We start from the raw sequence: 24,423 nt of genomic DNA on the forward strand, positions 1-24,423 counted from the left end.
GGCACGGTTCCGGCTTAAATCGCCTCCGTTTTCTCTCCGACTGGCCAGGGTCCGGACGTCGGGAACGCATCTCAGCCGACCCAGGACTGGGAGATAAAACGGAGGTTTACCGCTTGCGGCGATTTATTTGGCCGGGAGTCCGGGTTCTTAGGGGAGCGACGGTGGCTCTCCTAAGACGTTCACCTGTGCGGGGGCTGCATATAAAACTGTTTTTAAGGTGAACGGAACTTTAGCCATGTTTGCATAGAAACGGCCAGGCTTAAGGCGCTGAAGTTAACTCCCGCACCAAACTAAACGCCAGCTTCATATGCTCTTCGCTGACGATAAATGCCCTCAGCTGTTGTGCTGCGTCCACCCCTTTGGCAATCACTCCTTGCTGGCCGGCGGTAATCTGCCAGGTCAGGTCGCGACGCTGGGTTTCGCCGGCCAGGTGCAGCGGCATTTCCGGCGTTTTCACCTTGACCAGCATCGCCGGAAGGGAAAGCGCGTCGTTCGCCCCGAGCAGGTTTTTCGCCAGCGTCATGGCGCTGAGCTGGATCGGCTGCAGGAACGGCAGCACTTTGCCGTCGATTTCCGCACAGTCGCCGAGGGCGTAAATATCCGGGTTAGAGGTTTGCAGCTGGCTATTCACCTTGATGCCACGGTTAACGTCGAGCCTCGCGTGCTGCGCCAGGCCAATATTCGGGCGCAGGCCGATGGCGGAAACCACCGCATCAACATCAAGCTTGCGCCCATTGTTGAGCGTGGCGCACAGCCCCGGCTCCGTCTGATTCACCGCCTCCAGCCGCTGGTTAAACAGCAGCTCGACGCCCATTTGCGTCAGGCGAGACTGCAGGCGGCCGCTGACTTCTGCGGGGAGTAATGAAGGCATCAGATGGCTGGCGTTATCCACCAGCACGACCTCTTTGCCTGCGCGACAGAAGTCCATCGCCAGCTCGCTGCCGATCAGCCCGCCGCCGAGGATCATCACGCGCCGGGCGTCCCGCAGCCGGGTTTCACAGGCCTGGTATTCCTGCTGGCTGTTGAGCGTCAGCATTAGCTCTTTACCGGGGACAGGCGGCAAAAGGGCGGAGGAGCCGGTCGCCAGCACCAGTTTGTCGTAGTGCCATTGCTGTTCGCCGCATTTCACCCGCTTGTTTTTCGGGTCGATACTGCTGACCCAGCTGTTGGCGTGTAGCGTCAGGTTGAACTGCTCTGCAAACGCGCCGGCCTGCTGGCGGGTCATCGCTTCGGCACGCTGATTTAAGCTCATCACGTGGCTCAGATCCGGTTTGTTGTACTCGTCGGCGCTGTCGGCGGCAATCAGCCGGATAGGCACCTCGGCGCTGTGTTTACGAATATTTTTCACCAACTGGCGGGCGGCAAAGCCTGAGCCGATAATCACGATGCCGTTGTTCATTTGGCCTCCGTTGCCAGCTCATCAAAAACATCTTTCCCCAGCGAACATTCAGGGCACAGGAAGCTGTCCGGCACTTCGCTCCACGGCGTACCTGGCTCAACGGCCTGCATCGGTTCGCCCAAAGCTGGATCGTAAATCCACTGGCAAACGCTGCACTGCATGCAGGGGCCGAGGTTGGCGCTATTCGATTTTGCTTCTTCGACCGTCGGAGCGGCGGTGGTTGCAGCCTGAGCCACCGGCAGCGGGGAGAGCGCCCACTGGCGGGCAATTTCGCGCCCATGTTCGCGGCACAGCGCCAATGCGTTGCCGTCCGGGCGCCATTTCGCCTTCAGGCTGAGGGACATTTCAAAGCCAGCGTCCTGCAGGCGGGTAGAAAGGCGGTCTACCGCGCCGCCGCTCCAGCCGTGGGAGCCGAAGGCGCTGGCGCGTTTGTTGCGAAAGCGCAGCCCGGTTATCTCTTCCACCAGCCCGGCGATTTTCGGCATCATCACGTTGTTCATGGTGGAGGTGCCGACCAGCACGCCTTTGGAACGGAATACATTGGTCAGAATTTCGTTTTTATCGCTGCGGGCCACGTTGAAGATTTTCACCGCCACGCGCGGATCAACTTCGTGAATGCCCTGGGCAATGGCGTCCGCCATCATGCGGGTGTTGTTCGACATGGTGTCGTAGAACAGCGTGATGCGGTCTTCCTGATAATCCGCCGCCCATTTCAGGTACAGCTCAACGATTTGGGTTGGGTTTTCGCGCCAGACCACGCCGTGGGAGGTGGCAATCATATCCACAGGCAGGTTAAAGCCGAGGATCTCGGTAATTTTCGGCGTCACCAGGCGGCTAAACGGCGTCAGGATGTTGGCGTAGTAGCGCTGGCACTGTTCGAACAGTTCGGTCTGGTCCACTTCGTCGTTAAACAAGTGTTCGTCGCAGTAGTGCTGGCCGAAGGCGTCGTTGCTGAATAGCACCGCGTCGCCGGTTATGTAGGTCATCATGCTGTCCGGCCAGTGCAGCATTGGCGTTTCGACGAAGATAAGCTGCTTGCCGTTGCCGATATCCAGGCTGTCGCCGGTTTTCACCACCTTAAAGTTCCACTCCGGGTGATGGTGGTGGCCGTTAATCGAATCTATGCCGTTTGCCGTGCAGTAGATTGGCGTGTTCGGGATGCGCGACATTAGCTCGGTCAACGCCCCGGCGTGGTCTTCTTCCGCATGGTTGATAATGATGTAGTCGAGCGTGTTAAGGTCAATTTCACGCTCAAGGTTTTGCACAAACTCGCGGCTGAACTTATGGTCGACGGTGTCGATCAGGACCGTTTTTTCTTCACGAATGAGATAGCTGTTATAGCTGCTGCCGCGCAGCGTTTTGTATTCGGTACCGTGAAAATCACGCACTTCCCAGTCACGTTGCCCAACCCACTGGATGTTGTTTTTAACCTGAATAGCCATTGAGAACCTCATTGATGTCATAGCGTTACGTGCTTCAATGACTGTTCTATAGCGAGTATCGTGCCAACTTTTTAATGCATTGATTTTTAATGTTTTATTATTTTGTGTATTCTTTTTAGTGTCATAATGACACTGCTATGTATTGTCATAATGACTCTGTTATTTGTCATTTTGACTACTCAGGCGTAAGCTGAACGCTCCCGTCTTACCGGAGCCTCGTCATGAGCCTGTCGATGTCTTCTCTCGCTGCCATTGCAGTCGAACTGCAGAGCGGCATCAGCCATTCTGACCGCTTTTCTCGCGTCATCCGCACGCTGCGAAAGCTGCTCGGCGGCGATGCCACGGCGCTGCTGCGCTACGAGTCGCGCCATTTTTACCCGCTGGCGATAGATGGCCTGGCTGTCGATGTGCTGGGGCGGCGCTTTGCCGTTGACGCTCACCCCAGACTTGAAGCCATCGCCCGCGCCGGTGACGTAGTGCGTTTTCCGGCCGACAGCGAGCTGCCCGACCCGTACGACGGCCTTATTCCCGAACATGAAGACCTCAAAGTCCATGCCTGCCTCGGGCTGCCGCTGTTTGCCGACCAGAGTCTTATCGGGGCGCTGACCGTTGACGGCATGGATCCTCACCAGTTCGACGGCTTCAGCGATGAGGAACTCAGGCTGATTGGCGTACTGGCCTCCGGGGCGCTGAACAACGCTCTGCTGCTTGAACAGCTTGAGAAGCAAACGCCGGAAGGCACGGTGCAGCCCGCCATTGCCCGCGGTGGGGGGGGGGAGATGATTGGCCGCTCGCCGGGCATCATCCAGTTGAAAAAAGAGATCGAGATTGTTGCTGCCTCGGATCTCAACGTGCTGATCACCGGCGAGACGGGCGTCGGGAAAGAGCTGGTGGCGCGGGCGATTCATGCTGGATCGGCCAGGGCGGCGAGCCCGCTGGTCTACCTTAACTGCGCCGCGCTGCCGGAAAGCGTGGCGGAGAGCGAGCTGTTTGGCCATGTGAAAGGCGCGTTCACCGGTGCAATCCATCACCGCACCGGCAAGTTTGAAATGGCGGACAACGGCACGCTGTTCCTCGATGAGATAGGTGAGCTGCCACTGGCGCTGCAGGCCAAGCTGCTGCGCGTGCTGCAGTACGGCGATATTCAGCGGGTGGGCGATGACCGCAGCCAGCGGGTGGATGTACGGGTGCTGGCTGCCACTAACCGCGATCTGCGCCAGCAGGTGGTTGCCGGGGCGTTTCGCGCAGACTTGTTCCACCGCTTGAGCGTCTTTCCTCTGCACGTGCCGCCGCTGAGGGAGCGGGGAAGCGACATTGCGCTGCTGGCCGGGTTTTTCTGCGAGCAAAGCCGCGCGAAAATGGGGCTCAGGCGGGTGGTACTGAGCGAGGCGGCTCGCGTTCAGCTTACGCAGTATGGCTGGCCGGGGAACATCCGCGAGCTGGAGCATGCCATTTACCGCGCCATTGTCCTGGCGCGTGCTGGTCATCCGCAGGGAGAACTTGTCCTGCTGCCCCAGCACTTCCAGCTTTCCGGCCAGGCGGATGCGGTATTCCACGAGCCGCAAACCTCAACTTTAACGCCTCCTTCTGCCAGCCTGCGCGACGCTACCGATGCGTTTCAGCGCGCCAGGATTATTGACGCGCTTGAGGATAATGGCAAAAACTGGGCGGCAAGCGCCCGGCAGCTTGGGGTCGATGTGGCAAACCTGCACCGGCTGGCAAAGCGGCTGGGGGTGAAGTAACCCTGTAAGCCTTTACGGCAGGGTGTCAGGTTGCTGTCGGCTTGATGTCGTGTCGCTGTCGTGTTGAAGTTGCGTGGGCCAGGCCATAGTCAGGGCGGGTTAAATCATTCGAGGATCTCCAGCCATGAGTAACAACATTAAAGCGTTGCGTTTATCCCGCGCCTGGTCACAGGAACAGCTTGCCGAGCTCTCTTCCCTGAGCGTCAGAACTATCCAGCGGACTGAGAACGGGGGGCAGGCAAGTCTGGAAACCATGAGCGCGATTGCGGCCGCGTTCGATCTCAACGTGACGGATTTGTACGACGATAATGAGCCGGACGCCGAGCCGGAGGATGCGCTCAATACGCGAATTATTGAGGCCAAAAGGCGTGTTGCCCGCGAATATCGGTACTACCGTTCAGTGCTGGTATGGGCCATCGTTTGCACCGGCCTGACGACTATAAATCTGCTAACGTCCCCGGGAAATTACTGGTTCCTGTGGCCGACGCTGATTTGGGGCGCGCTGCTGGTGATGGGCGGCCTGCGCCTGTTCCTGCTGAAGGGCTGGCTGGAAAAACGCCAGCAGCAGCGCCTGCAGCAGTTATTGCGTAAGTAGTTAACTTATGCCCCGGTTGCACGCAATCCAGTCGATAAAGGCCTGTTTAGGCAGGGCTTTGCTGTAAAGCCAGCCTTGTCCCCAGGCAACGCCGTGTTCGCGTAGCCACGCGGCCTGTGAAGCGGTTTCAATGCCTTCGGCAAGGGTCGCCAGATTCAGGGTTTTCGCCATTTCAATGATGTAAGGCGTGACGTTTTTGTACTCCAGCGCGTCGACGAACGATTTGTCGATTTTGATAATATCGACGTCGAGATCCTGCAGGTAGCTCAGGCTGGAGTAGCCGGTGCCGAAATCATCCAGGTAGATAGGGTGCCCCGCCTTGCGGTATTCCGCCACGATGGGGGCGCTGACTTTTGGGTCGGCAAAACCGCGTTCGGTTATCTCCAGCGCTATCTGTTCCGCTTTAACCTGGTACTTAAGCAGCAATGGCTTGATGATCTTCAGCACCCGATCGCTCAGCACATCATTCGGCGACAGATTAATGGAAAGGTGATGATGAGGGTGGCCGTGAAGCCAGTCGCCCAGCTCGCTGAAGGCTTGATTGATCACCAGTTCGGTTATCTGAGAGATCAGTCCGGCCTGTTCGGCAATCGGTATGAAAATGTCCGGGCTGATGAAGCTTCCATCCGGTAGCCGCCACCGGAGCAGGGCTTCCGCACCTACCCCTTCACCGGTATTTAAATCGACGATGGGCTGATATTCGAGGCTAAATTCGCGGTCGCGTATGGCATCCTGAATACGCGCCTGAGGGGACTCAAGACGCCGCAGCAGACGGGTGATAAACCACCCTGCGCTCAGGCTAAAGAGAATGCCAATTGGTAGCCAGATGACCATCTGTTTATACCAGGCGGCTTGCAGCGGGGCGCTGGGCGCCCAGGCTATCATAGCCAGGCCTAACTCACTTGAGCGGCGAATCACATAATCGTTTTGCCCGTCTGAATAGGCCTCGACACCTTTTCGAATCTGAGTTTCCCAACTGTTATTGGGCAACTTTGCGTTACTGGCGATCAGCCGGTTGTGCTCCATGCCAACCATGGCAACGTCCACCGGGTTATGGCCAAAGGGGATCACGTCAATGAAGGTTATCGGATCGATAACCACGACATGCTGCAATTTCCCTACATACATCATCGGGCGCTCGAAACCCAAATCGGTGACGTCGGTGTACCAGGCGAAAAAGCCCCCTGCGCCTCTGGTATCAGGCGGGCCGAGTTTTGCACCATCGTGCGTGGCTTCAAGCGAAGAACAAACGGTGCGGTTATCAACGATATAGACCACTTCCTGAATGTAGCGAAAGTTGAAGGCCACGCGGCGCATCGCATCAAGATGGCTGCGGGAGCAGTACTGGCCGTGGAACGCGTTGATTTTCGTCAGCGCCGCGGTGGCCTGATTAACCACTCTTTCGCTGCGCAACAGCGCCCGGTCAGCATAGTTTTCAAGCTCGCTATGGAAGGTTTTCTCGGCTTTGTTGTGCGCCAGATAAATGCTAAGCAATACCGGCAGCAGCACCGCCACGATCAGCACGCCATTGACGAGACTGACCATCTTTTTGCTTGTCATAATTGGGTTCCGGCGTAAGAGGTTAAGAGTCTGAGGGGATTTTATCTGCCAGCATAGTTCACTCGACGCAGTAATGTTATGTTTCAGCGCAAAGGTTAGGAGCCCGCGATGAAAAAGAAAGATTTTGTCACCCAGGACTTACTGAGCAAAATTTACCAGCACAGCAGCCAGGGGCCACGCAAGCTGCCGCCGGAACGCCAGCTCGCTGAAGAGTACGGGGTTTCGCGTTTCACGATTCGCCAGGCTTTGGAGAAACTGGTCAGTATCGGGGTGGTGTCGATTATTCAGGGATCAGGAATTTGGATTAACGAACAGGCGCGTAATAGCCCCCTGGTTTATAACTCCATTACTGAAAAACACTTCGATCGCATTACGTTCCGGCTGGTCAGCCTGCATAAAAAATTACCCGACCGTGAAGAGCGCCAGGTGTTCGGTCTGGGCTCGGATGATTTTATCTGGCAGTTTTGCCGCTTGCGGCTGGTGGATAATCAGAAAGTGCAGATTGAAACTTCACGGATGCCGGTAAAAGATTTCCCCGACCTTAGCCAGAAGGTGATTGAAAGCTCTTTACAGCAATATGTCCTCGGTAAAGGGTATCGCATTTCGCATTTGCTGACCCGCTACCAGGCGATAGCGATCAATAAAGAGCAGGCGCAGCTGCTGGAGTGTAAGAAAGGGCTGCCCGCGATGCAGATAAGCAACCGCGGGATCCTTGAAGGGGGAAGGGTGTTTGAAATCAGCGATATCGTCGACATCGATTATTCCTGCACCTACGTCATCCCCTTTAACCACGATAATCTGGCTCGCCGTAAATCCTCTTAAGGTGTGTGGATCGCGCCGTTAGGCAGGCGGCTTTGCGTCCATTCATGCGGGCGATATTCCACCGGGAAGCGTTCCGCCTGCTCCCTGTCAAACCCAACGCCAATACCCGGTTTTTCCAGAGGATACATATAGCCTTGTTCCGCGCTCGGTGCGCCCGGGAACACGGCGGCGGTATTCTCTTTGACGGGAATAAACTCCTGGATTGCCGCGTTATGCAGATGAATATTCAGGTGAGTATTCACCGCCACCGCAATCGGCGTCATATCCGGCGGCCCGTGCCAGGCCAGGCGTACCCCAAAGGCCTGGCAGAGTACCGCCAGTTTTAGTGCAGGGGTGATCCCGCCGATTTGCGAGACGTGACAGCGGATAAAATCGATGCGGCGATTCACAATAAGATCGTGCCATTCCGCCGGGTTGTTGAACAGCTCGCCCATCGCCAGCGGCACGGAAGAGTGATTACGCACCTGTTCAAGCCAGGCACTTTGCTGCGGCGGCAGAATATCTTCGATAAACCATGGCTGATACGGTTCCAGCCCCTTAGCCAGCTGAATGGCCTGCTGCGGGAATAACCGTTCGTGAACGTCGTGTAGGATATGGAACCGATGGCCGTATTTCTCGCGCAGCGCGCGGAACATTTCCACCGTGTTCGCCATATATTCATCCTGATCGTAGTACGCGCCTGGCGTGGGCGTTTTAGTCTGGTGCATGCCCTGCGGCGTGCCGCCGTAAAAACCCAGCTGGCAGCGAATGTAGCGATACCCCTGGGCCAGCAGCTTATCCACTTCCTGGTAGAGCCCTTCGAGCGTTTCGCTGGCGGCGTGGCTGTAAACCGCAATGGCGTCCTTCGATTTACCGCCTAAAAGCTGGTAAAGCGGCATATTAGCCAACTGGCCTTTGATGTCCCACAGCGCCATATCCACGCCGGCAATGGCGTTGTTCATCACCGGGCCGTTTCGCCAGTAGGCGTTGACCGTCATCATTTGCCACAGGTCTTCTATGTGGTTGGCGTCACGGCCCATCAGCAGTGGTTTGAGGTACTCATCGACCAGGGTTTTAACCGCCAGCGGCCGCTGCTGGAAGGTCGCACAGCCGAGGCCGGTAATACCTTTGTTGGTCGTGACCCGCACCGTCACCAGATTGTGTCGGTCCGGTTTAGTAATAAAACATTCAATATTTTCGATAATTGTGGGTAGCACGAGAAAGCTCCACCATCAGGCTGATTTAAACAAAGTAAGTAAGTTCTGCTATTACTATCACCCTATTTTTCCCCGCCGGTAAACGCTTTTTTTACTCTTTTTTATTGGTCAGTTATTTCACGGATAAAGGCAACAAAACCGTACCAATTGTTTATCTTTCTCTTTTTTAATGCTTTCTGGTGGCTAATTGTGACGGTTGTCATATTTCATTGGTTTGTTTTTTGTTTTTTGATTCTCTACCATCGGCGGCAGCAAAACATAACAATAAACCAACATCGGGGAGTTATTCATGGGGAGTCGTGACGTCATTGCTTCTATTATCCGTTTGGTCGGTGGAACGGAAAATATTAATAAAGTCTGGCACTGCATGACGCGTCTGCGTTTCGATTTAATTGATGATAATAAAGTGAACCAGCCGGAGATCAAAAAGCTGCCCGGCGTGCTGGGTGCGCAGACGCAGAGCGATCAGTTTCAGATAATCATTGGCCCACAGGTGAACAGTTGGTACGAGCAATTGAACGCTCTACTTGGCGGCGCGAAAGATGCTCCAGCTTCAGCGGCCGGCAAGAAAGAGCGTAAGAGCCTTGTGTCGATGTTTATGGACACGGTTTCCGGCGTGTTCGGGCCAATTGTGCCGGCGATTGCCGGGGCAGGGATGATAAAAGGCCTGCTGGCCGGGCTGGTTGCGCTTAAGCTCATCTCAGCAAAAAGCGATACCGTGGTGGTTATCGACCTTATCGCCAGCGGCGTGTTTTATTTTCTGCCGTTTTTCCTGGCGATTTCCGCTGCCAGAATTTTCAAAACCAATGAATACCTCGCGGCGGCGGTGGCGGCCTGCTTAATGTATCCGTCGCTGATTGAAGCGGCGAAGGCGCTGGCCGCACATCAGGCCGGGGCGGTAGATGCTTTCTATTTTCTTAACGTGATCCCGGTTTCGGTCTTCAACTACGCCTCCAGCGTGATCCCGGTTATCTTCTCGGTGCTGGCGTTGAGCTATATCCATCGCTGGGTTGATAGCGTCATGCCCGAGGTCCTGAAAACGGTGTTTACCCCCACGCTGACGCTGTTCATCGCCGCGCTGGTTGCGCTGGTGGTGATTGGCCCGCTCGGCATTTATCTTGGTAAAGCGCTGGCCTGGTTTATTGAAGGGCTGTTTGGGGTTTCAGCAAGCTTTGCCGGACTGGTGGTAGGGGCGATTCGCCCGATAGCGATCCTGACCGGTATGCATCACGCTATGACGCCCATTGCGCTGCAAAACTTCACTGACCGCGGCTATGACATGCTGATGCCGATGATGTTTATGGCCAACATGGCTATCGCCGGGGCAACCTTTGCCATCTGGCGGCAGAGCAAATCGAAAGCGGACCGTTCTGTGGTCTTGTCGGCGGGGATTTCTGCACTGCTGGGGATCACCGAGCCTGCTTTGTTTGGCGTATTAACTCGCTATAAGAAAGCGTTTATCGCTGCCACGATAGCCAGTTCTATTGCCTCGGCGTTTATTGCCTTCTTCGGCGTGCGGCTGTACGGCTATATCCTGTCGAGTATCTTTAGCCTGCCGGCCTACATTGGTCCGTACTTTATCTTTGCTCTTCTGGGGGTTGCGCTGGCGCTGGGGCTGTCTTTCGCGCTGACCACCCTGCTGGTGCGTGAGAAAGCGTAACGGTTAAAAAGAAACGGGGCCGCGATAAGCGGCCCCGTTTCTTGTAGTAAGCCATTTTAACGCCGATGGGCGAGGCGGCGTACTAAATGGTCGCCAAGGCTTTGTACAAGGTGCACCATCACAATCAGGATTATCACGGTACTGACCATGACCTGGTTATTAAAGCGTTGATAGCCGTAGCGAATGGCCAGGTCTCCCAGGCCGCCACCGCCGATAACGCCGGCCATTGAAGAAAAACCAATCAGCATAACAATCGTGAGCGTGATCCCCGCCAGGATGGCAGGTAAGGCCTCCGGAAGCAGCACTTTGCTCACCACATGCCAGGCGTTGCCGCCCATCGACAGAATGGCTTCAATACGGCCTTTATCCACCTCATCAAGCGCGCTTTCTACCACGCGGGCAAAGAAGGGAAAAGCACCGATGGTAATGGGCACAACCGCCGCGGTGCTGCCGAGCGTGGTACCGACGATAATCCGTGTCAGCGGGATCAGCGCTATCAGCAGGACAATAAACGGTAACGAACGGCCAACGTTAATGATGCTGCCGAGCACCTGATTGAGGCGGGGAGCCGGTAAAGCACCATCGCGCCGGGTGAGAAATAACAATACGCCCAGCGGCAGGCCAATCAGCACGGTGAAGAAGGCAGCCAGCCCAACCATATAAAGGGTATCAAGCGTACCGTCCAGCAGCAGCGGCCACAAATCGTCCCAGCTCATGCTACTTCGCATAACGCTCTCCCTTCGACGCCGTGGCGGCGTAAGAACGCTTGCTCTGCTTCTTTGTCATGGAGCAAAGAGGCGCGTAATCTTGAAAACGGATCCACTAATCTTTCGGACAGCGGACCACTTTCTATCAACCTGCCGTGTTCCAGCAGTGCCGCGTGATCGCAAATAGCTTTCACCACCTCTAATTGATGGGTGATCAGCACGATCGTCAGACCAAGCTGGCGATTGATATCCGCCAGCAAAGCCAGGATTGATGCAGTGGTTTCAGGATCCAGCGCGCTGGTGGCTTCATCGCACAGCAGGATCTCCGGGTGGGCGGCCAGCGCTCGGGCGATGCCGACACGTTGTTTTTGCCCGCCGGAAAGCTGGGACGGAAAAGCTTTTGCTTTGTCGCTCAGGCCAACAAGGCTAAGCAGTTCGGCAACGCGTTTACGGCGTTCTTCACGCGGTGTAGCGGATATTTCCAGCGGCACGGCAACGTTGTCTTCAACGCTGCGGGCGTGAATCAGGTTGAAATGCTGGAACACCATGCCGGTGCGCTGGCGGTGCTGGCGAAGCTCGCGTTGGTTAAAGGTCGTGATGTCCCTGTCGTTCATGATAATGCGGCCCGAGGTGGGCCGCTCCAGCAGGTTGAGACAGCGGATCAGCGTACTTTTCCCGGCGCCGCTGCGGCCCAGAATGCCGTAGATTGCGCCATCCGGTACCACAAGATTAATGTCATCGAGTGCCGGTCGGCCTTCTCCGGCGTACACTTTGCTCAGCCGCTCAAGGGCGATCATGACTTATTCTCTACCGGGATCACCGATCCGTTGTACTGCTTGCGAATGAACTCGGCCACCTGAGGAGATTCAAGATCCTTCGTCAGCTGCTTGATGCGCGGGTCGTTTTTCAGGTTAGGGTTAGTAACCAGAATATTGGCGTACGGGTTATGGGTGGCGCTTTCCAGGCCAAGCGCATCTTTCGCCGGGCTAAGGCCTGCTTCCAGCGCATAGTTACCGTTGATAACCCCCAGCCCCACGTCGTCCAGGGAGCGTGGGATCTGCGGCGATTCGACTTCCAGGATCTTCAGCTTTTTCGGGTTTTCGGCGATGTCTTTTGGCGTCGCCTGGTTTGTGGCGGCGTCTTTAAATTCCGGCTTGAGGGTGATTAACCCTTTGTCCTGCAGCAGGTAAAGGGCGCGGCTGAGGTTGGTGACGTTGTTCGGTACCGCGATGGTCGCGCCTTCCGGGACGGATTTCAGATCCTTGTATTTATGTGAGTAAATGCCCAGCGGTTCAATATGCACCGTTGCGGCGACGACAAATTTCTTGCCGAGCGCTTTTTCCTGGTCACGCAAATAAGGCACGTGCTGGAAGTAGTTGGCGTCAACGTCGCCGTTGGCCAGCAGCTCGTTAGCGTTAACGCCGTTGCTGAGCTCGACAACCTTCAGCTTCAAATCAGGGTCGAGTTTCTGCACAAAGGCGAGGATTTCCGCATGGGGAACCGGGTCAGCCGCGACACGCAGCGCGTCTGCGGCCTGCGCCGAGAAAGCCAGAGACAGTGACAGAGCAACACCAGCCAGTTTAAACGCGGTCTTTTTCATCATTAATTCCTTTATTTTTAATTAGTTATTAAGCAATCAGTTCACTGCTGTTACGAAGGACATCCGCGTAGTAGCGTTCCGCCACGTCGGGGTGGGAGCGCAGGCGGCCTTTCAGGTAGTTCCAGCCCACATCGCGCAGCAGCGGGTTTTGTGGATCGCTTTCAGGGCCTTGCGCTTCGCGGGCTAACGCTTCCGGGAGCTGATAGACCGGCACCACGGCGTTGAGCTGTGCGCCCAGGAAAAAGGCGATGGACAGGCGCTCCTCGTCCTGCGGCGGAGAAACCACGCGGTGTACGGTCGCGCGCAGGTAGCCGTTGGTCGCCAGCTCCAGCAGTTCGCCGATGTTGACCACAAAGCTGCCGGGCAGCGGCTGAGCATCGACCCAGTTATCCGGTGAAACTTCCACCTGCAGGCCTTTTTTATCGTCCTGCAGCAGGAAGCTCAGGAAGCCAGAATCTTTGTGAGCGCCTACGCCCTGGCTGCTTTGCGTGGCCGACTGTCCAGGATAGCGAATCAACTTGATGTGTTCATTTGGCAGGCTGCCATAGAGCGAGTCGAAGGCATCGGCCGGCAGGCTAAGCGCTTCGGCAAAGGTGCGCAGCAGCTTTAAGGCCACGGCGGTCATTTCGCTCTGCCACTGTAGAAGCGTGGGTTTGAGTTCGGGAAGCGCGGTTGGCCAGAGGTTTGGCCCCTGGAGGCGGCGCCATGCGGGAGCATATTCATCCGGCGGTAGAGCCTGACGCTCGGCGCCGAGATCGAACTGTTCACGCCAGTCGGGCTGGCCACGAGTCAGTTCGCTGGCCGCGCGGTTATAGCCACGGAAATGCGGCGAGCGAATCATCGCCACCTGCTGTTTTTCATCGTCGGGGAGGGCAAAGAAGCTGCGGGCTTCGTCCTGGACCGCCTGCTGCAGTTCAGGGCTGATGCCGTGGTTTATCAGGTAGAAAAAGCCAATTTCTCGTGCGGCGTAGCGCAGCTGGCTGAGGAAGGCCGAACGGTCAGTGTCGCTGCCGCTAAGCTGGGAAAGGTCAAGAATCGGCAGTGCCAGGCCTGGATTGGTGCTCATAGTTTACTCCGGTCATCATAGTCTTAGAAAAGGCGGTCGGGTCGAGTTCGGCACAACAGCGGCACAGCATCATGGCAATGTCCTTCTGAATACGGTCGGGTAGCGTTGGTGCTCACCTTGCCGGAATCAAAAAGCCTCGCCCAATATTGTTATCTTCTAAGCTATGACCCGGCGGGGTTCTAAGCATTTGCGGAAACGAGAAAAGTCTAATCATTGCAAAATATTTCAATGCATAGGGGTAACTTATGGATTTAACTGGAAGTTAATTACATTTGGAAATAGTTAACGAATGATTAAATTATGGTGGTCGTTAAGTTTATTGGTTTTATGCCGAAGAGGTTGCTAAGCGTTTCGCTTTTTACCACCAGGTGCCCTCATCATGCTAAAAACTACACAATCCCGATTCATTACCTCTTTATGTTTGTTTTTTATGCTGTTAATTGCGGTAACTTCGCTGGTGATCCATTTCTTTGTGACGCCACAAATTAAGCGCAATGAAACGCAGTTGATTCGTTTTGAGGTGGACAATGTTGCGGTGAATATCACCGAACAGATGAACCGGGTACAGGCGCAAATGCGCAGCATTACTCAGTCGGTCGCCGCGATGCAAAGCGATGATATTAATAAACTATTACCAACGCTGGTGGATCAGTACCAGGACGTGAACGTGTTTGGCGGCGGAGTCTGGCCGTTGCCGGAAAAACGCGAGGCGGGCCGCAATAAATTCAGCACTTTCTTTGCCCGCAACGGCAGCAACAAACTCGAGGAAAACACCTACTGGAACTCAGACGCGGCGCCTAATTACTACGAGCAGGTGTGGTATAAAGCCGGGCTTGCTTCTCCGGCAGGGCATTGTGCCTGGGCGAATGCCTACCAGGACGATGCCAGCCCGCAGCCGCGGACTAACTGTGCGATGGCGATAAGCAAAGACGGCCAGCCGTGGGGCGTGGCGACTATCGATGTGACGCTGGGCTTCTTCAATCAGCTCGCTAAACAGATGAGCGAGGCGGTGAAAGGGCAAGTGTTGATTATTGAAGCTGATGGCAAAGTCGTCGGTAATGCAGACCAGATTGGCAAAACGGCAGGCTTGAAAAATCTTTCTGACCTGAGCAGCACGCTGCCAATGGCTAAAGCGATCCAGCAGATGCTGCCTGGTTTTAACGCCAGCCAGGGCAGTGAAGATGAATATGACAATGACGGCACTTCGCATACCGTCATTTTGCAGACGGTAAAAGGCAGCCCGTGGATCCTGGCGGTTGACCTGCCAACCGCGCTGCTGACCAAACAAACGGACGCGATTTTACTGCGCCTCGGCATGGTGCAGATCCCAATGGCTATCGTACTGCTTGGCATTCTGGTGCTGTTTATCCGCAATATGATGCGTCGCCTGGGCGATCTTAACCACAACATCAGCCGTCTTTCTGCCGGCGGTGCCGATCTCACTCAGCGACTGGAGCCGACCAGCAGTCCGGAATTTAACGCCATCATCGAAAGCTTTAACGGCGTGATTAGCTATCTGCAAACCATGCTGCGGCAGGTGGGGGATAGCGCGCGGGCTATCTCTTCCGCTTCTCATCAAATTGCTACCGGTAATCAGGATCTCTCCGCCCGAACGGAAGATCAGGCAAGTTCCATTGAACAAACGGCGGCGTCGATGGAGGAGCTGACCAGCACCGTGCGGCAGAATGCCGATAACGCCGCCCATGCTAACGAGCTGGCGCGTGAAGCTTCCAGCGTGGCGGTGAAAGGGGGAGAAGTGGTGAAGCAGGTCGTCAGCACGATGAATGCTATTCAGACTTCTTCTGGCAAAGTGGTCGATATTATCAGCGTCATTGACAGTATCGCTTTCCAGACCAATATCCTGGCGCTGAACGCCGCCGTTGAGGCCGCGCGTGCCGGTGAGCAGGGCCGTGGTTTTGCGGTTGTTGCCTCTGAAGTTCGCAGCCTGGCCCAGCGTTCTGCGCAGTCGGCGCGGGAAATTAAAGCGCTGATCGAGAATTCGGTAAGCAACGTAAATCTGGGGACAGAACTGGTTAATCAGGCGGGCAGTACCATGGAAGAACTGACCCAGGGCGTGCGTAACGTGACAACGCTGATGGCCGAGATCATGTCTTCCAGCCGCGAGCAGAGCACCGGCATTGAGCAGGTGAATCTGGCGATTAATCAGCTTGATAGCACAACCCAGCAGAACGCCGCGCTGGTTCAGGAAGTCTCTTCCGCCTCGCACTCCATGGCGGAGCAATCCACCCAGCTTGAGCGCGTGGTTGCCGGTTTTAAACTCTAACCTCTTCGGGCACCCAGGCGGTGCCCACTTCTTTTCGACGCCCTCTGCGTTTTAAACCCCGCTTGCAATTCGTTCGATCATCTTTTATTTTATTGTTACGTTATAACATATCGGAATGATTTTTATGCAGCGAGATATCCATCCGTTTTACCGGACCGTGGTGTTCCACGACACCAGCGTGAATGAGTATTTTAAAGTGGGGTCGACGATCAAAACCGACCGCGAGATCGAGCTGGATGGGGTGACTTACCCCTACGTGACGATCGAAGTCTCTTCCGCTTCGCATCCTCACTACACCGGCAAACAGAAAGTCTTCGTCAATGAAGGCGGCCCGGCGCGCTTCCAGCAGCGCTTTGGTAAATTCTTTGGCGGCAAGGAGTCTTAAGATATGCAGGTATTGAATTCACTTCGCAGTGCAAAACAGCGCCACCCCGATTGCCAGATTGTTAAGCGCAAGGGGCGGCTGTATGTGATTTGCAAATCTAACCCGCGTTTTAAAGCGGTGCAGGGACGTAAGAAACGCCGCTAGCCGTTAGCGCCCGGCCGCGGGCTGCTGGCGGGTCAGCGAGAAGACGTCGTAAAACGACAGCTCCCCTTTGCGGCTGAGCATTTTGTGCAGCAAAGATTTTTGCTCTTCATCCACGCTCGGGGAGCTGAGGATGTCATCGATCAGCGCCTCAGGCACGTTGCGGGTGTTGTACCACTCGCCGTTGTAGCAAACGCGCAGGTCGAGTACGTCAATATCGCTGTAGCGGTAGCGAGGGTTGACGTCAAAGAAGAAAAACGCGTTCATCAGCGCGAACAGCACGACCAGCAGCCACACTGAGCCCGCCAGGGTCTCTGATTCCAGCATTACCCACATAGTGGCAAACCAGCCGATATACATCCCGATAAATAAGCCGGGATGTTTACGGATAAAACTGATGCTAAAGCGCGGGCGGTTATCGCGCTTTTCAGTTTCATTCAGGTGTTCGATGGTATCGGTGAGCAGGCGCTGAATTTCTGACATGGTGTGCCTTCTAATTTCTCTGTTTCGGTTGTACGCATGACCAGACTATTTTAGGAACTGCGGGCCCGGCAAAAAAGTAACAGATAAGCCAAAAATAACCATAACAGTTAACAGGTCGTGCCGCGTTACAGCATCTTTATGATGCGGGCTGGATTACCGGCAACAACGCAGTTAGCTGGAATATCTTTGGTGACAACCGAGCCTGAACCTACCACGACATTATCGCCGATGGTAACGCCTGGGTTAATGACCGCGCGTCCGCCAATCCAGACCTTATTACCGATAGTTACCGGTTTGCCCAGCTCCACGCCGCTATTTCGCGTTTCGGCATCAAGGGGATGGGTGGCGGTATAAATATGCACGCCCGGTGCCAGCATGCAGTTGTCGCCGATGCGAATCGGACAGGGGTCCAGCATCACGCACTCAAAATTGGCGTAGAAGTTTTTACCGAGGTAAATGTTGTAGCCGTAGTCGCAGCGGAAGGTTGGCTCTATATAAGCCCCTTCGCTTTGGCCCAGCAGTTCAGCGAGGATCTCATCGCGGTATGCCTGTTCATCAGGAGAGCTCTGGTTGTAGCGATGCAGCAGCTGACGGGCTTTATGGCTTTCTCGCTGTAGGGTTTCATCTCCGGGCCGATAAAGCTCACCGGCAATCATTTTACGTTTCTCTTCGCTCATGACGTACTCCATGTTTAGTTGTCTGCAAGACTAACCAACTTTAGAGAAGAAAGTGTGGGGATCGTTCCCTGCGCGTGACGAAGCTCACGCGACCAGACAACAGCGCGGTAAGGCGAGGATTAAGGAGTGCTTGCGGGATTCAACCGGACGTTTAACTGGCGCTAATCCGAACCTGCACAACAACAGCTGAGACAAACCAGGCAATAATGAGAAATAAAATGTGATATTAAATATTATTTAATAAAATTTGTTATTAGCGAATGAATTTCCACACAGACGGTGGGATTTTGTCATACAGTTTATTCATCGTCAGTTCTGCAAGACGGTGATCGGCTGCTGAATAAAATACCGCCAGCTCATTATCTGATAATTCATATTTATTTTTTTCAATTACGCGTTCCAGCGTATCAATTGTCTGACAGCGTCGCAGACGCATCAAATAATCGGTCTTAGTGAGTTTGGTAGTCATAAATTCGCCTTAAGTATTTTAATCTTTTTTAGAACGAGTGGCTCACTGGGTTAGCGCGACTCTCATTGATGAAACATCTGAACAAGCGATTCCCCGATTTACGCCACCGCTGCAGATCCTGCGCATTAATGCCGTAATTGCTAAACAACATGAAGGTATCGTCCAGGTATTCATCAATCTGTTCAATCAATTTGCTCTCATCCGGGTACTTAATCTTATAATTAAGCGCCGAAGCAGCAATGTGCTCAATCAATTCATTCAGCTGTAGATTAATGGCCGACGTCGGATCATTAACCCATCCATGATTGCTCTCACCAAGATTGGTCAGACAATCGTGATACAGACTCTCACAAAGGAACTTAAGCTGCGCGATATCATGCCGCTTTGGTGAGTATTCGTCCATAGTGCTGCCCCCTTTATCGATAAAACAAATGATAAACACAACGGGTTGGGGTGGACACACCTGATCAGGTGAAGAACTGTTGCCACGATTATTACATGTGCTGTAACTATAAATCAATGTTGCATAGATTTCATGCTGCTCTAACGAAAAATTACAATTAAGTAAAAAAACATAATACGTTACTAAATGTGAATTAAGTCTTTAGTATGAATTTTAACTTAAATCGGCTGGTAAAGGATTAACAACACCTGTGCAATATTTATAACTTTCAGCCGGTTAATGCGTCTTTAAGACTATTCTGTATCCAGCTGAGTTGCAGATCTTAATTCGTAAGAATATTCCCAAATAAAAGTGATTCATCGGTTTTTGTTGTTTGGTTAACCATGGATTAACGAGCATTTAAGGCTTATTTTCCTCGCAATGAGGGGGCTGTTTATGTGGAAGATAAACCCGGAGGCAGAAATTACGGTTAAATAATGAATCCAGAATATCGTGACTGAAACCGGTTTCTATATTAATAAAAAAGGCCGCTAAAAGCGGCCTTTTGTTATGTGATTTAATGGCTTACTGGTGATGTTCTACCGGATGCGCATGCTCAATATCCTCGTTCTTACGGCTGAAGCGGCGACGAACCACCACGAAGAACACCGGAACGAAGAAGATAGCCAGTACGGTCGCGGTAACCATCCCGCCCATAACGCCAGTACCTACGGCGTTCTGCGCACCACTGCCTGCCCCGGTACTGATAACCAGCGGCATTACCCCGAGGATAAAGGCCAGAGAGGTCATCAGAATCGGGCGTAGACGCATACGGACCGCATCCAGCGTTGCTTCTATCAGGCCTTTGCCTTCTTTTTCCATCAGGTCTTTGGCGAATTCTACGATAAGTATCGCGTTCTTCGCCGACAGGCCAATGGTTGTCAGCAGGCCAACCTGGAAGTACACGTCGTTAGTCAGGCCGCGCAGAGTGGCGGCCAGCAGCGCACCGAATACCCCAAGCGGAACAACCAGCATAACGGAGAACGGAATCGACCAGCTCTCGTACAATGCTGCCAGACAGAGGAATACCACAATCAGAGAAATGGCGTACAGGGCAGGGGCCTGGTTGCCGGACAAACGTTCCTGATAGGACATACCCGTCCAGTCAAAACCGATGCCGGTTGGCAATTTCGCGGCCAGCTGCTCCATCATATCCATCGCTTCACCGGTACTTTTACCCGGTGCAGCCTGACCAAGAATTTCCATAGATGGCAAGCCGTTGTAACGCTCCAGACGCGGTGAGCCGTATTCCCAGCGCGAAGTCGAGAACGCAGAGAACGGAACCATTTGCCCGGAAGAGCCACGGACGTACCAGTTGCCGATATCGCTCGGCAGCATACGGTATGGCGCTTCGGCCATGACATACACTTTCTTCACGCGGCCACGGTCAATGAAGTCATTGACGTAGCTACCGCCCCAGGCTGAGCCCAGCGTCGTGTTGATATCACTGATGGATACCCCGAGCGCCTGCGCTTTTTCCTGATCGATATCGATTTTAAACTGTGGCGTATCTTCGAGGCCGTTCGGACGCACGCCAACCAGCAGGTCAGGGTGCTGTGCAATCATACCGAACAGCTGGTTACGAGCCTGAGTCAGCTGTTCGTGGCCAAGGTTCGCCTGGTCAATCAGCTGGAAGTCAAAGCCGGTCGCGGTACCCAGCTCGACAATCGCCGGCAGGTTGAAGGCAAACACCATCGCATCTTTAATTTGTGAGAAGGTGCCCATGGCTCGACCTGCAATGGCCGGAACCTTGTTCTCCTCACCCGAACGTTCACTCCAGTCTTTCAGAGACACGAACGCCAGACCGGTGTTCTGACCGCGGCCAGAGAAGCCGAAACCGTTAACGGTAAACACCGAATTAACGTTCGCTTTCTCTTTGGTCAGGAAGTAGTCGTTCACCTCGTCCAGCACTTTCTGCGTACGTTCCTGAGTCGCACCGGCAGGCAGCTGAGCCATTGCCAGCAATACGCCCTGGTCTTCATCAGGCAGGAACGAGCTAGGCAGGCGGACAAACAGGAAGGCCATGCCTACGACGATTATCAGGTACAGAACCAGATAACGACCGGTGCTACGCAGGATGTTACCGACGCTGTCGGTATAGTGATGCGTGCTCTTCTCGAACATTCTGTTGAACCAGCCAAAGAATCCTTTTTTGTCATCGTGATGACCTTTCGGGATAGGCTTAAGCATGGTCGCACAGAGCGCAGGAGTCAGAATCATTGCCACCAGCACCGACAGCACCATCGCAGAAACGATGGTAATCGAGAACTGACGGTAGATTGCACCGGTAGAGCCGCCGAAGAACGCCATCGGGATAAATACCGCTGACAGTACCATCGCGATACCCACCAGGGCGCCCTGAATCTGGCCCATGGACTTACGCGTCGCTTCTTTCGGCGGCAGTCCATCTTCCACCATTACACGCTCAACGTTTTCAACCACAACAATGGCGTCATCCACCAACAGGCCTATCGCCAACACCATGCCGAACATCGTCAGGGTGTTTATCGAGTAGCCAAAGGCGGCGAGAATAGCGAACGTACCTAACAGTACCACCGGTACAGCAATCGTTGGGATAAGCGTAGCCCGGAAGTTCTGCAGGAACAGATACATTACCAGGAACACCAGCACGATGGCTTCAATCAGCGTTTTTACCACTTCGTTAATGGAGATTTTAACGAACGGCGTAGTGTCATACGGATAAACAACTTTCAGACCCGACGGGAAGAACGGCTCCAGTTTTTCAACCGTCGCGCGTACCGCTTCGGCGGTGTCCAGGGCGTTAGCACCGGTGGCTAGTTTTATCCCCAGACCGGAAGCCGGCTGGCCGTTATAGCGAGCGATAACATCATAGTTTTCGCCACCCAGCTCAACCTTCGCTACGTCTCTCAGCAGAACGCGAGAGCCGTCCGGGTTAACCTTCATCAGGATTTTGCTGAACTCATCTGCAGATTTCAGGCGGGTTTGGGCAATGATGGAGGCGTTTAACTGCTGGCCTTTTACTGGCGGAGTGCCGCCTAGCTGACCGGCAGCCACCTGGGCGTTCTGCGCTTTGATGGCATTAATCACGTCAACAGGCGTCAGCTGGTAGTTGTTCAGTTTGTTCGGATCCATCCAGATACGCATCGCGTACTGAGCACCAAACAGCTGAACGTCACCAACACCGTGAGTACGGCTGACCGGATCTTTGATGGTTGCGCCAACGTAGTCCGCGATATCTTCCTGATTCATGGTGCCGTCGGTATTGATCATACCGAGAACCATCAGGAAGCTACTGGAGGACTTCTCGACGCTAACACCCTGCTGCTGCACTTCCTGAGGCAGCAGCGGCATAGCAAGCTGCAGTTTGTTCTGAACCTGTACCTGCGCGATGTCGGCATCGGTGCCGGAGTCGAAGGTAATGGTTATCTGAACGGTCCCGGAGGAATCACTAGTCGAGGACATGTACAGCAGGCCATCGATACCGTTCATGTTCTGTTCGATAACCTGCGTGACGGTATCCTGTACCGTTTTAGCATCTGCACCCGGGTAGTTTGCCGAGATCTGAATGGCCGGTGGCGCAATCGTTGGATATTGCGCGATGGGCAATTTCATGATCGCAAGCGCACCCGCCAACATAATGATGATGGCGATTACCCAGGCAAAGATGGGGCGATCGATAAAAAACTTAGACATGTCTTAACGGCTCCTGTTTAAGTTAAGACTTCGGTTGTTCTGGCTGCGCGCCTGCGGCTTGTTGCTGTTGGCCTTTATTGTCTTCTGCAACTTCCTGCGCTTTTACCTGAACACCGGGTTTTACTTTCTGTAGACCGGTAATAATTACGCGATCGCCAGTCTGTAACCCATCGGTAACCAGCCACTTGTCGCCGATCGCCTGGCTGGTTTTCAGCTGGCGAACTTCAACTTTGTCATCCTTCCCGACAACCATTGCAGAGGCATCGCCGCGTGGAGTACGAGTGACCCCCTGCTGCGGAACCAGGATAGCGTTCGGGTTAACGCCTTCTTCGAGTTTGGCGCGAACAAACATGCCTGGCAGCAGCGTTTTGTCCGGGTTCGGGAAGATAGCGCGCAGGGTGATTGACCCGGTGGTCTGGTCAACGGTCACTTCGGAGAATTCCAATGTCCCTTCCTGCGGGTATGCGGCACCGTTGTTTGTCATCAACTGAACTTTCGCTTTACCGTTTTCTTGCTTCAGTTTGCCGTCGGCCAGCTCCTGCTTCAGGCGCAGGAAGTCGTCGCTGGACTGGGTCACGTCAACATAGATAGGGTCAAGCTGCTGTACGGTTGCCAGAGCGGTGGTTTGGCCGCTGGTCACCAGCGCACCTTCTGTAACCGCGGATTTACCGATACGGCCGCTGATAGGTGAGGTGACTTTGGTGTACGCCAGATTGATGCGCGCGGTTTCTACAGCGGCTTTTGCTGCGACCACATCAGCATTGGCCTGCTGTGCGGTGGCGGCGGCCGTATCGTAGTCAGACTGGCTGATGTACTTGGTACCCAGCAGTTTCTGATAACGTTTAACGGTTAACTGTGCGAGGTTAGCGCTGGACTGAGCTTTCGCCAGGTCGCCCTTCGCGCTGTCATACGCAGCCTGGTAGGTTGCAGGATCGATCTGGTACAGCGAAACACCGGCCTGAATGTCGCTGCCTTCAGTGAAGTTACGCTTCAGAATAATACCGCTAACCTGCGGACGAACTTCTGCAATGCGAAAGGCGTTGGTGCGTCCTGGAAGCTCAGTAGTTATCTGCAATGGCGCGCTTTTCAGAGTCACTACACCCACTTCCGGGGCGTGCGGCGCACTCTGCTGGGTCTCTTTCTCGTTACATCCTGTAAGCGCTAAGCTGCCTGAGAGCATCAGAACGGCCGCCAGAGGCGTAAACCCTCTGTTTTTGTTCATATGTAAACCTCGAGTGTCCGATTTCAAAGTTGTTCAATGGATCAAATGTCCACAAACCCATTGCTGCGTTTATATTATCGTCGTGCTATGGTACATACGTTCACAAATGTATGTAAATCTGACTAAAGTAAATTCACCCACTTATGGCACGAAAAACCAAAGCTCAGGCGCTTGAAACCCGCCAGCACATCCTCGACGTTGCGATCCGCCTGTTTTCACAGCAGGGCGTTTCTGCGACTTCGCTTGCGGATATCGCTCAGGCTGCCGGGGTAACACGTGGTGCGATTTACTGGCATTTCAAAAATAAGTCGGAATTATTTAGTGAGATCTGGGAACTATCCGAATCAAGTATCGGTGATTTAGAGATTGAGTATCGGGCAAAATATCCAGACGATCCACTGTCTGTGATAAGAGAATTACTCATTTATATCTTACAGGCAACGGTGACAGAAGAACGTCGACGCCTGATGACGGAAATCATTTTCCACAAATGTGAATTTGTCGGTGAACTTGAGGTTCTGCAGCAGGCCAGGCGCACGCTTTATATGGAAGGGAACGAGCGTATTGAATCTGCCCTGCAGCGCTGTATCGATGCCGGGAAACTGCCTTCAAGCCTGCGTCTTTCCCTCGCCGTAACGCTGATGCGCAGCTACATTACCGGGCTGATTGAAAACTGGCTGGTGGCACCGGAAACCTTTGACCTGCATGCTAAAGCGCCTGACTTTATTGCTATTCTGCTGGAGATGTTCCAGCTGAGCCCGACGCTGAACAAACCGGCATAATTTTTATCACTTATTCATTGTATAAATGATTTGAGATTCCTCCGAAGGGGATTGCTATTCTGCGCTCTGCAGCC

22 protein-coding genes are annotated in these 24,423 nt (G+C 54.1%); 8 read left to right on the plus strand and 14 right to left on the minus strand.

Translation table 11 applies throughout. The annotated features are described in order from the left end of the window. Window positions 1-259: 259 nt before the first annotated feature. The gene (gene norW, locus VGM55_RS12750; protein WP_331635660.1) at window positions 260-1,399 is read right to left on the minus strand and encodes an NADH:flavorubredoxin reductase NorW; all 1,140 of its coding nucleotides are present in this window, start codon (window positions 1,397-1,399) and stop codon (window positions 260-262) included. Further along, window positions 1,396-2,841: an anaerobic nitric oxide reductase flavorubredoxin gene (norV, locus tag VGM55_RS12755; RefSeq protein WP_331635661.1), complete on the minus strand. Its 1,446-nt coding sequence runs from the start codon at window positions 2,839-2,841 to the stop codon at window positions 1,396-1,398. Before norV ends, norW begins: the two co-directional genes overlap by 4 nt. Before the next feature lie 221 nt (window positions 2,842-3,062). Between norV and norR the strand changes: the two genes are divergently transcribed. Next, window positions 3,063-4,583, plus strand: a complete 1,521-nt coding sequence (gene norR / locus VGM55_RS12760; protein WP_331635662.1) for a nitric oxide reductase transcriptional regulator NorR — start codon at window positions 3,063-3,065, stop codon at window positions 4,581-4,583. A gap of 124 nt (window positions 4,584-4,707) precedes the next feature. After that, the gene (locus VGM55_RS12765) at window positions 4,708-5,178 is read left to right on the plus strand and encodes a 2TM domain-containing protein (protein ID WP_331635663.1); all 471 of its coding nucleotides are present in this window, start codon (window positions 4,708-4,710) and stop codon (window positions 5,176-5,178) included. Here the strand turns inward: VGM55_RS12765 and VGM55_RS12770 are convergent, their stop codons facing one another. Beyond that, the gene (locus tag VGM55_RS12770) at window positions 5,179-6,738 is read right to left on the minus strand and encodes an EAL domain-containing protein (RefSeq protein WP_154187862.1); all 1,560 of its coding nucleotides are present in this window, start codon (window positions 6,736-6,738) and stop codon (window positions 5,179-5,181) included. Between the two features lie 108 nt (window positions 6,739-6,846). On the opposite strand from VGM55_RS12770, the gene VGM55_RS12775 reads away from it, so the two are divergent. Then, window positions 6,847-7,560: a GntR family transcriptional regulator gene (locus VGM55_RS12775; RefSeq protein ID WP_154187861.1), complete on the plus strand. Its 714-nt coding sequence runs from the start codon at window positions 6,847-6,849 to the stop codon at window positions 7,558-7,560. Here VGM55_RS12775 and VGM55_RS12780 read toward each other — a convergent pair. Then, window positions 7,557-8,756: an enolase C-terminal domain-like protein gene (locus VGM55_RS12780; protein WP_331635664.1), complete on the minus strand. Its 1,200-nt coding sequence runs from the start codon at window positions 8,754-8,756 to the stop codon at window positions 7,557-7,559. The genes VGM55_RS12775 and VGM55_RS12780 overlap by 4 nt on opposite strands. 289 nt (window positions 8,757-9,045) lie before the next feature. Here VGM55_RS12780 and VGM55_RS12785 point away from each other — a divergent pair, with 289 nt between their 5' ends. Then, a complete protein-coding gene (locus tag VGM55_RS12785) occupies window positions 9,046-10,416 on the plus strand; it encodes a PTS transporter subunit EIIC (RefSeq protein WP_154187860.1) in 1,371 nt (456 codons plus the stop codon). 56 nt (window positions 10,417-10,472) lie between these two features. On the opposite strand, the gene VGM55_RS12790 is transcribed toward VGM55_RS12785, so the two are convergent. The 4 genes from VGM55_RS12790 to VGM55_RS12805 are packed head-to-tail and all read right to left on the minus strand — an operon-like array spanning window position 10,473 to window position 13,789. Continuing rightward, the gene (locus tag VGM55_RS12790; RefSeq protein WP_331635731.1) at window positions 10,473-11,132 is read right to left on the minus strand and encodes a methionine ABC transporter permease; all 660 of its coding nucleotides are present in this window, start codon (window positions 11,130-11,132) and stop codon (window positions 10,473-10,475) included. Beyond that, complete coding sequence (locus tag VGM55_RS12795; protein WP_154187858.1) at window positions 11,129-11,920, minus strand: methionine ABC transporter ATP-binding protein; 792 nt, start codon at window positions 11,918-11,920, stop codon at window positions 11,129-11,131. Before VGM55_RS12795 ends, VGM55_RS12790 begins: the two co-directional genes overlap by 4 nt. Further along, window positions 11,917-12,723, minus strand: coding sequence for a MetQ/NlpA family ABC transporter substrate-binding protein (locus tag VGM55_RS12800; protein ID WP_154187952.1), 807 nt, complete (start codon window positions 12,721-12,723; stop codon window positions 11,917-11,919). The genes VGM55_RS12795 and VGM55_RS12800 overlap by 4 nt, the downstream gene beginning before the upstream one ends. Before the next feature lie 28 nt (window positions 12,724-12,751). Further along, window positions 12,752-13,789: an isopenicillin N synthase family dioxygenase gene (locus VGM55_RS12805; RefSeq protein ID WP_154187857.1), complete on the minus strand. Its 1,038-nt coding sequence runs from the start codon at window positions 13,787-13,789 to the stop codon at window positions 12,752-12,754. 379 nt (window positions 13,790-14,168) lie between these two features. On the opposite strand from VGM55_RS12805, the gene VGM55_RS12810 reads away from it, so the two are divergent. The 3 genes from VGM55_RS12810 (at window position 14,169) to ykgO (ending at window position 16,602) form a co-directional block, all read left to right on the plus strand. Then, entirely contained in the window at window positions 14,169-16,073 is a 1,905-nt protein-coding gene (locus VGM55_RS12810) for a methyl-accepting chemotaxis protein (protein WP_154187856.1), read from the plus strand. Between the two features lie 124 nt (window positions 16,074-16,197). After that, complete coding sequence (locus VGM55_RS12815) at window positions 16,198-16,458, plus strand: type B 50S ribosomal protein L31 (RefSeq protein ID WP_008460319.1); 261 nt, start codon at window positions 16,198-16,200, stop codon at window positions 16,456-16,458. A 3-nt stretch (window positions 16,459-16,461) separates the two neighbouring features. Then, window positions 16,462-16,602: a type B 50S ribosomal protein L36 gene (gene ykgO, locus VGM55_RS12820; RefSeq protein WP_003859006.1), complete on the plus strand. Its 141-nt coding sequence runs from the start codon at window positions 16,462-16,464 to the stop codon at window positions 16,600-16,602. A gap of 3 nt (window positions 16,603-16,605) precedes the next feature. Here the strand turns inward: ykgO and VGM55_RS12825 are convergent, their stop codons facing one another. From VGM55_RS12825 to VGM55_RS12850, 6 genes are all read right to left on the minus strand, one after another. After that, on the minus strand, window positions 16,606-17,082 hold the full coding sequence (locus VGM55_RS12825; protein ID WP_154187855.1) for a YlaC family protein: 477 nt from the start codon (window positions 17,080-17,082) through the stop codon (window positions 16,606-16,608). Window positions 17,083-17,207: 125 nt separating this feature from the next. After that, window positions 17,208-17,759, minus strand: coding sequence for a maltose O-acetyltransferase (maa, locus tag VGM55_RS12830; protein WP_331635665.1), 552 nt, complete (start codon window positions 17,757-17,759; stop codon window positions 17,208-17,210). A 253-nt stretch (window positions 17,760-18,012) separates the two neighbouring features. Next, window positions 18,013-18,228: an HHA domain-containing protein gene (locus VGM55_RS12835; RefSeq protein WP_008460299.1), complete on the minus strand. Its 216-nt coding sequence runs from the start codon at window positions 18,226-18,228 to the stop codon at window positions 18,013-18,015. 28 nt (window positions 18,229-18,256) lie between these two features. After that, a complete protein-coding gene (tomB, locus tag VGM55_RS12840) occupies window positions 18,257-18,631 on the minus strand; it encodes an Hha toxicity modulator TomB (protein ID WP_154187853.1) in 375 nt (124 codons plus the stop codon). Window positions 18,632-19,195: 564 nt separating this feature from the next. Next, window positions 19,196-22,345: a multidrug efflux RND transporter permease subunit AcrB gene (acrB, locus tag VGM55_RS12845; protein ID WP_154187852.1), complete on the minus strand. Its 3,150-nt coding sequence runs from the start codon at window positions 22,343-22,345 to the stop codon at window positions 19,196-19,198. 22 nt (window positions 22,346-22,367) lie between these two features. Next, on the minus strand, window positions 22,368-23,567 hold the full coding sequence (locus VGM55_RS12850) for an efflux RND transporter periplasmic adaptor subunit (protein ID WP_154187851.1): 1,200 nt from the start codon (window positions 23,565-23,567) through the stop codon (window positions 22,368-22,370). Window positions 23,568-23,710: 143 nt separating this feature from the next. Here VGM55_RS12850 and acrR point away from each other — a divergent pair, with 143 nt between their 5' ends. Continuing rightward, the gene (gene acrR, locus VGM55_RS12855; protein WP_154187850.1) at window positions 23,711-24,349 is read left to right on the plus strand and encodes a multidrug efflux transporter transcriptional repressor AcrR; all 639 of its coding nucleotides are present in this window, start codon (window positions 23,711-23,713) and stop codon (window positions 24,347-24,349) included. Window positions 24,350-24,423 lie beyond the last annotated feature (74 nt).

The sequence above is a fragment of the Cedecea sp. genome (genome assembly GCF_036500665.1).
Taxonomy (GTDB): Bacteria; Pseudomonadota; Gammaproteobacteria; order Enterobacterales; family Enterobacteriaceae; genus Cedecea.

Coding starts and splice junctions, on each gene's coding strand:
- VGM55_RS12790 (WP_331635731.1), bottom strand. CDS start 11,132: ATGAGCTGGGACGATTTGTGGCCGCTGCTGCTGGACGGTACGCTTGAT.
- VGM55_RS12775 (WP_154187861.1), top strand. CDS start 6,847: ATGAAAAAGAAAGATTTTGTCACCCAGGACTTACTGAGCAAAATTTAC.
- VGM55_RS12795 (WP_154187858.1), bottom strand. CDS start 11,920: ATGATCGCCCTTGAGCGGCTGAGCAAAGTGTACGCCGGAGAAGGCCGA.
- VGM55_RS12810 (WP_154187856.1), top strand. CDS start 14,169: ATGCTAAAAACTACACAATCCCGATTCATTACCTCTTTATGTTTGTTT.
- VGM55_RS12815 (WP_008460319.1), top strand. CDS start 16,198: ATGCAGCGAGATATCCATCCGTTTTACCGGACCGTGGTGTTCCACGAC.
- VGM55_RS12800 (WP_154187952.1), bottom strand. CDS start 12,723: ATGAAAAAGACCGCGTTTAAACTGGCTGGTGTTGCTCTGTCACTGTCT.
- maa (WP_331635665.1), bottom strand. CDS start 17,759: ATGAGCGAAGAGAAACGTAAAATGATTGCCGGTGAGCTTTATCGGCCC.
- tomB (WP_154187853.1), bottom strand. CDS start 18,631: ATGGACGAATACTCACCAAAGCGGCATGATATCGCGCAGCTTAAGTTC.
- norW (WP_331635660.1), bottom strand. CDS start 1,399: ATGAACAACGGCATCGTGATTATCGGCTCAGGCTTTGCCGCCCGCCAG.
- ykgO (WP_003859006.1), top strand. CDS start 16,462: ATGCAGGTATTGAATTCACTTCGCAGTGCAAAACAGCGCCACCCCGAT.
- VGM55_RS12805 (WP_154187857.1), bottom strand. CDS start 13,789: ATGAGCACCAATCCAGGCCTGGCACTGCCGATTCTTGACCTTTCCCAG.
- VGM55_RS12835 (WP_008460299.1), bottom strand. CDS start 18,228: ATGACTACCAAACTCACTAAGACCGATTATTTGATGCGTCTGCGACGC.
- acrR (WP_154187850.1), top strand. CDS start 23,711: ATGGCACGAAAAACCAAAGCTCAGGCGCTTGAAACCCGCCAGCACATC.
- VGM55_RS12770 (WP_154187862.1), bottom strand. CDS start 6,738: ATGACAAGCAAAAAGATGGTCAGTCTCGTCAATGGCGTGCTGATCGTG.
- VGM55_RS12785 (WP_154187860.1), top strand. CDS start 9,046: ATGGGGAGTCGTGACGTCATTGCTTCTATTATCCGTTTGGTCGGTGGA.
- norR (WP_331635662.1), top strand. CDS start 3,063: ATGAGCCTGTCGATGTCTTCTCTCGCTGCCATTGCAGTCGAACTGCAG.
- norV (WP_331635661.1), bottom strand. CDS start 2,841: ATGGCTATTCAGGTTAAAAACAACATCCAGTGGGTTGGGCAACGTGAC.
- VGM55_RS12850 (WP_154187851.1), bottom strand. CDS start 23,567: ATGAACAAAAACAGAGGGTTTACGCCTCTGGCGGCCGTTCTGATGCTC.
- VGM55_RS12765 (WP_331635663.1), top strand. CDS start 4,708: ATGAGTAACAACATTAAAGCGTTGCGTTTATCCCGCGCCTGGTCACAG.
- acrB (WP_154187852.1), bottom strand. CDS start 22,345: ATGTCTAAGTTTTTTATCGATCGCCCCATCTTTGCCTGGGTAATCGCC.
- VGM55_RS12825 (WP_154187855.1), bottom strand. CDS start 17,082: ATGTCAGAAATTCAGCGCCTGCTCACCGATACCATCGAACACCTGAAT.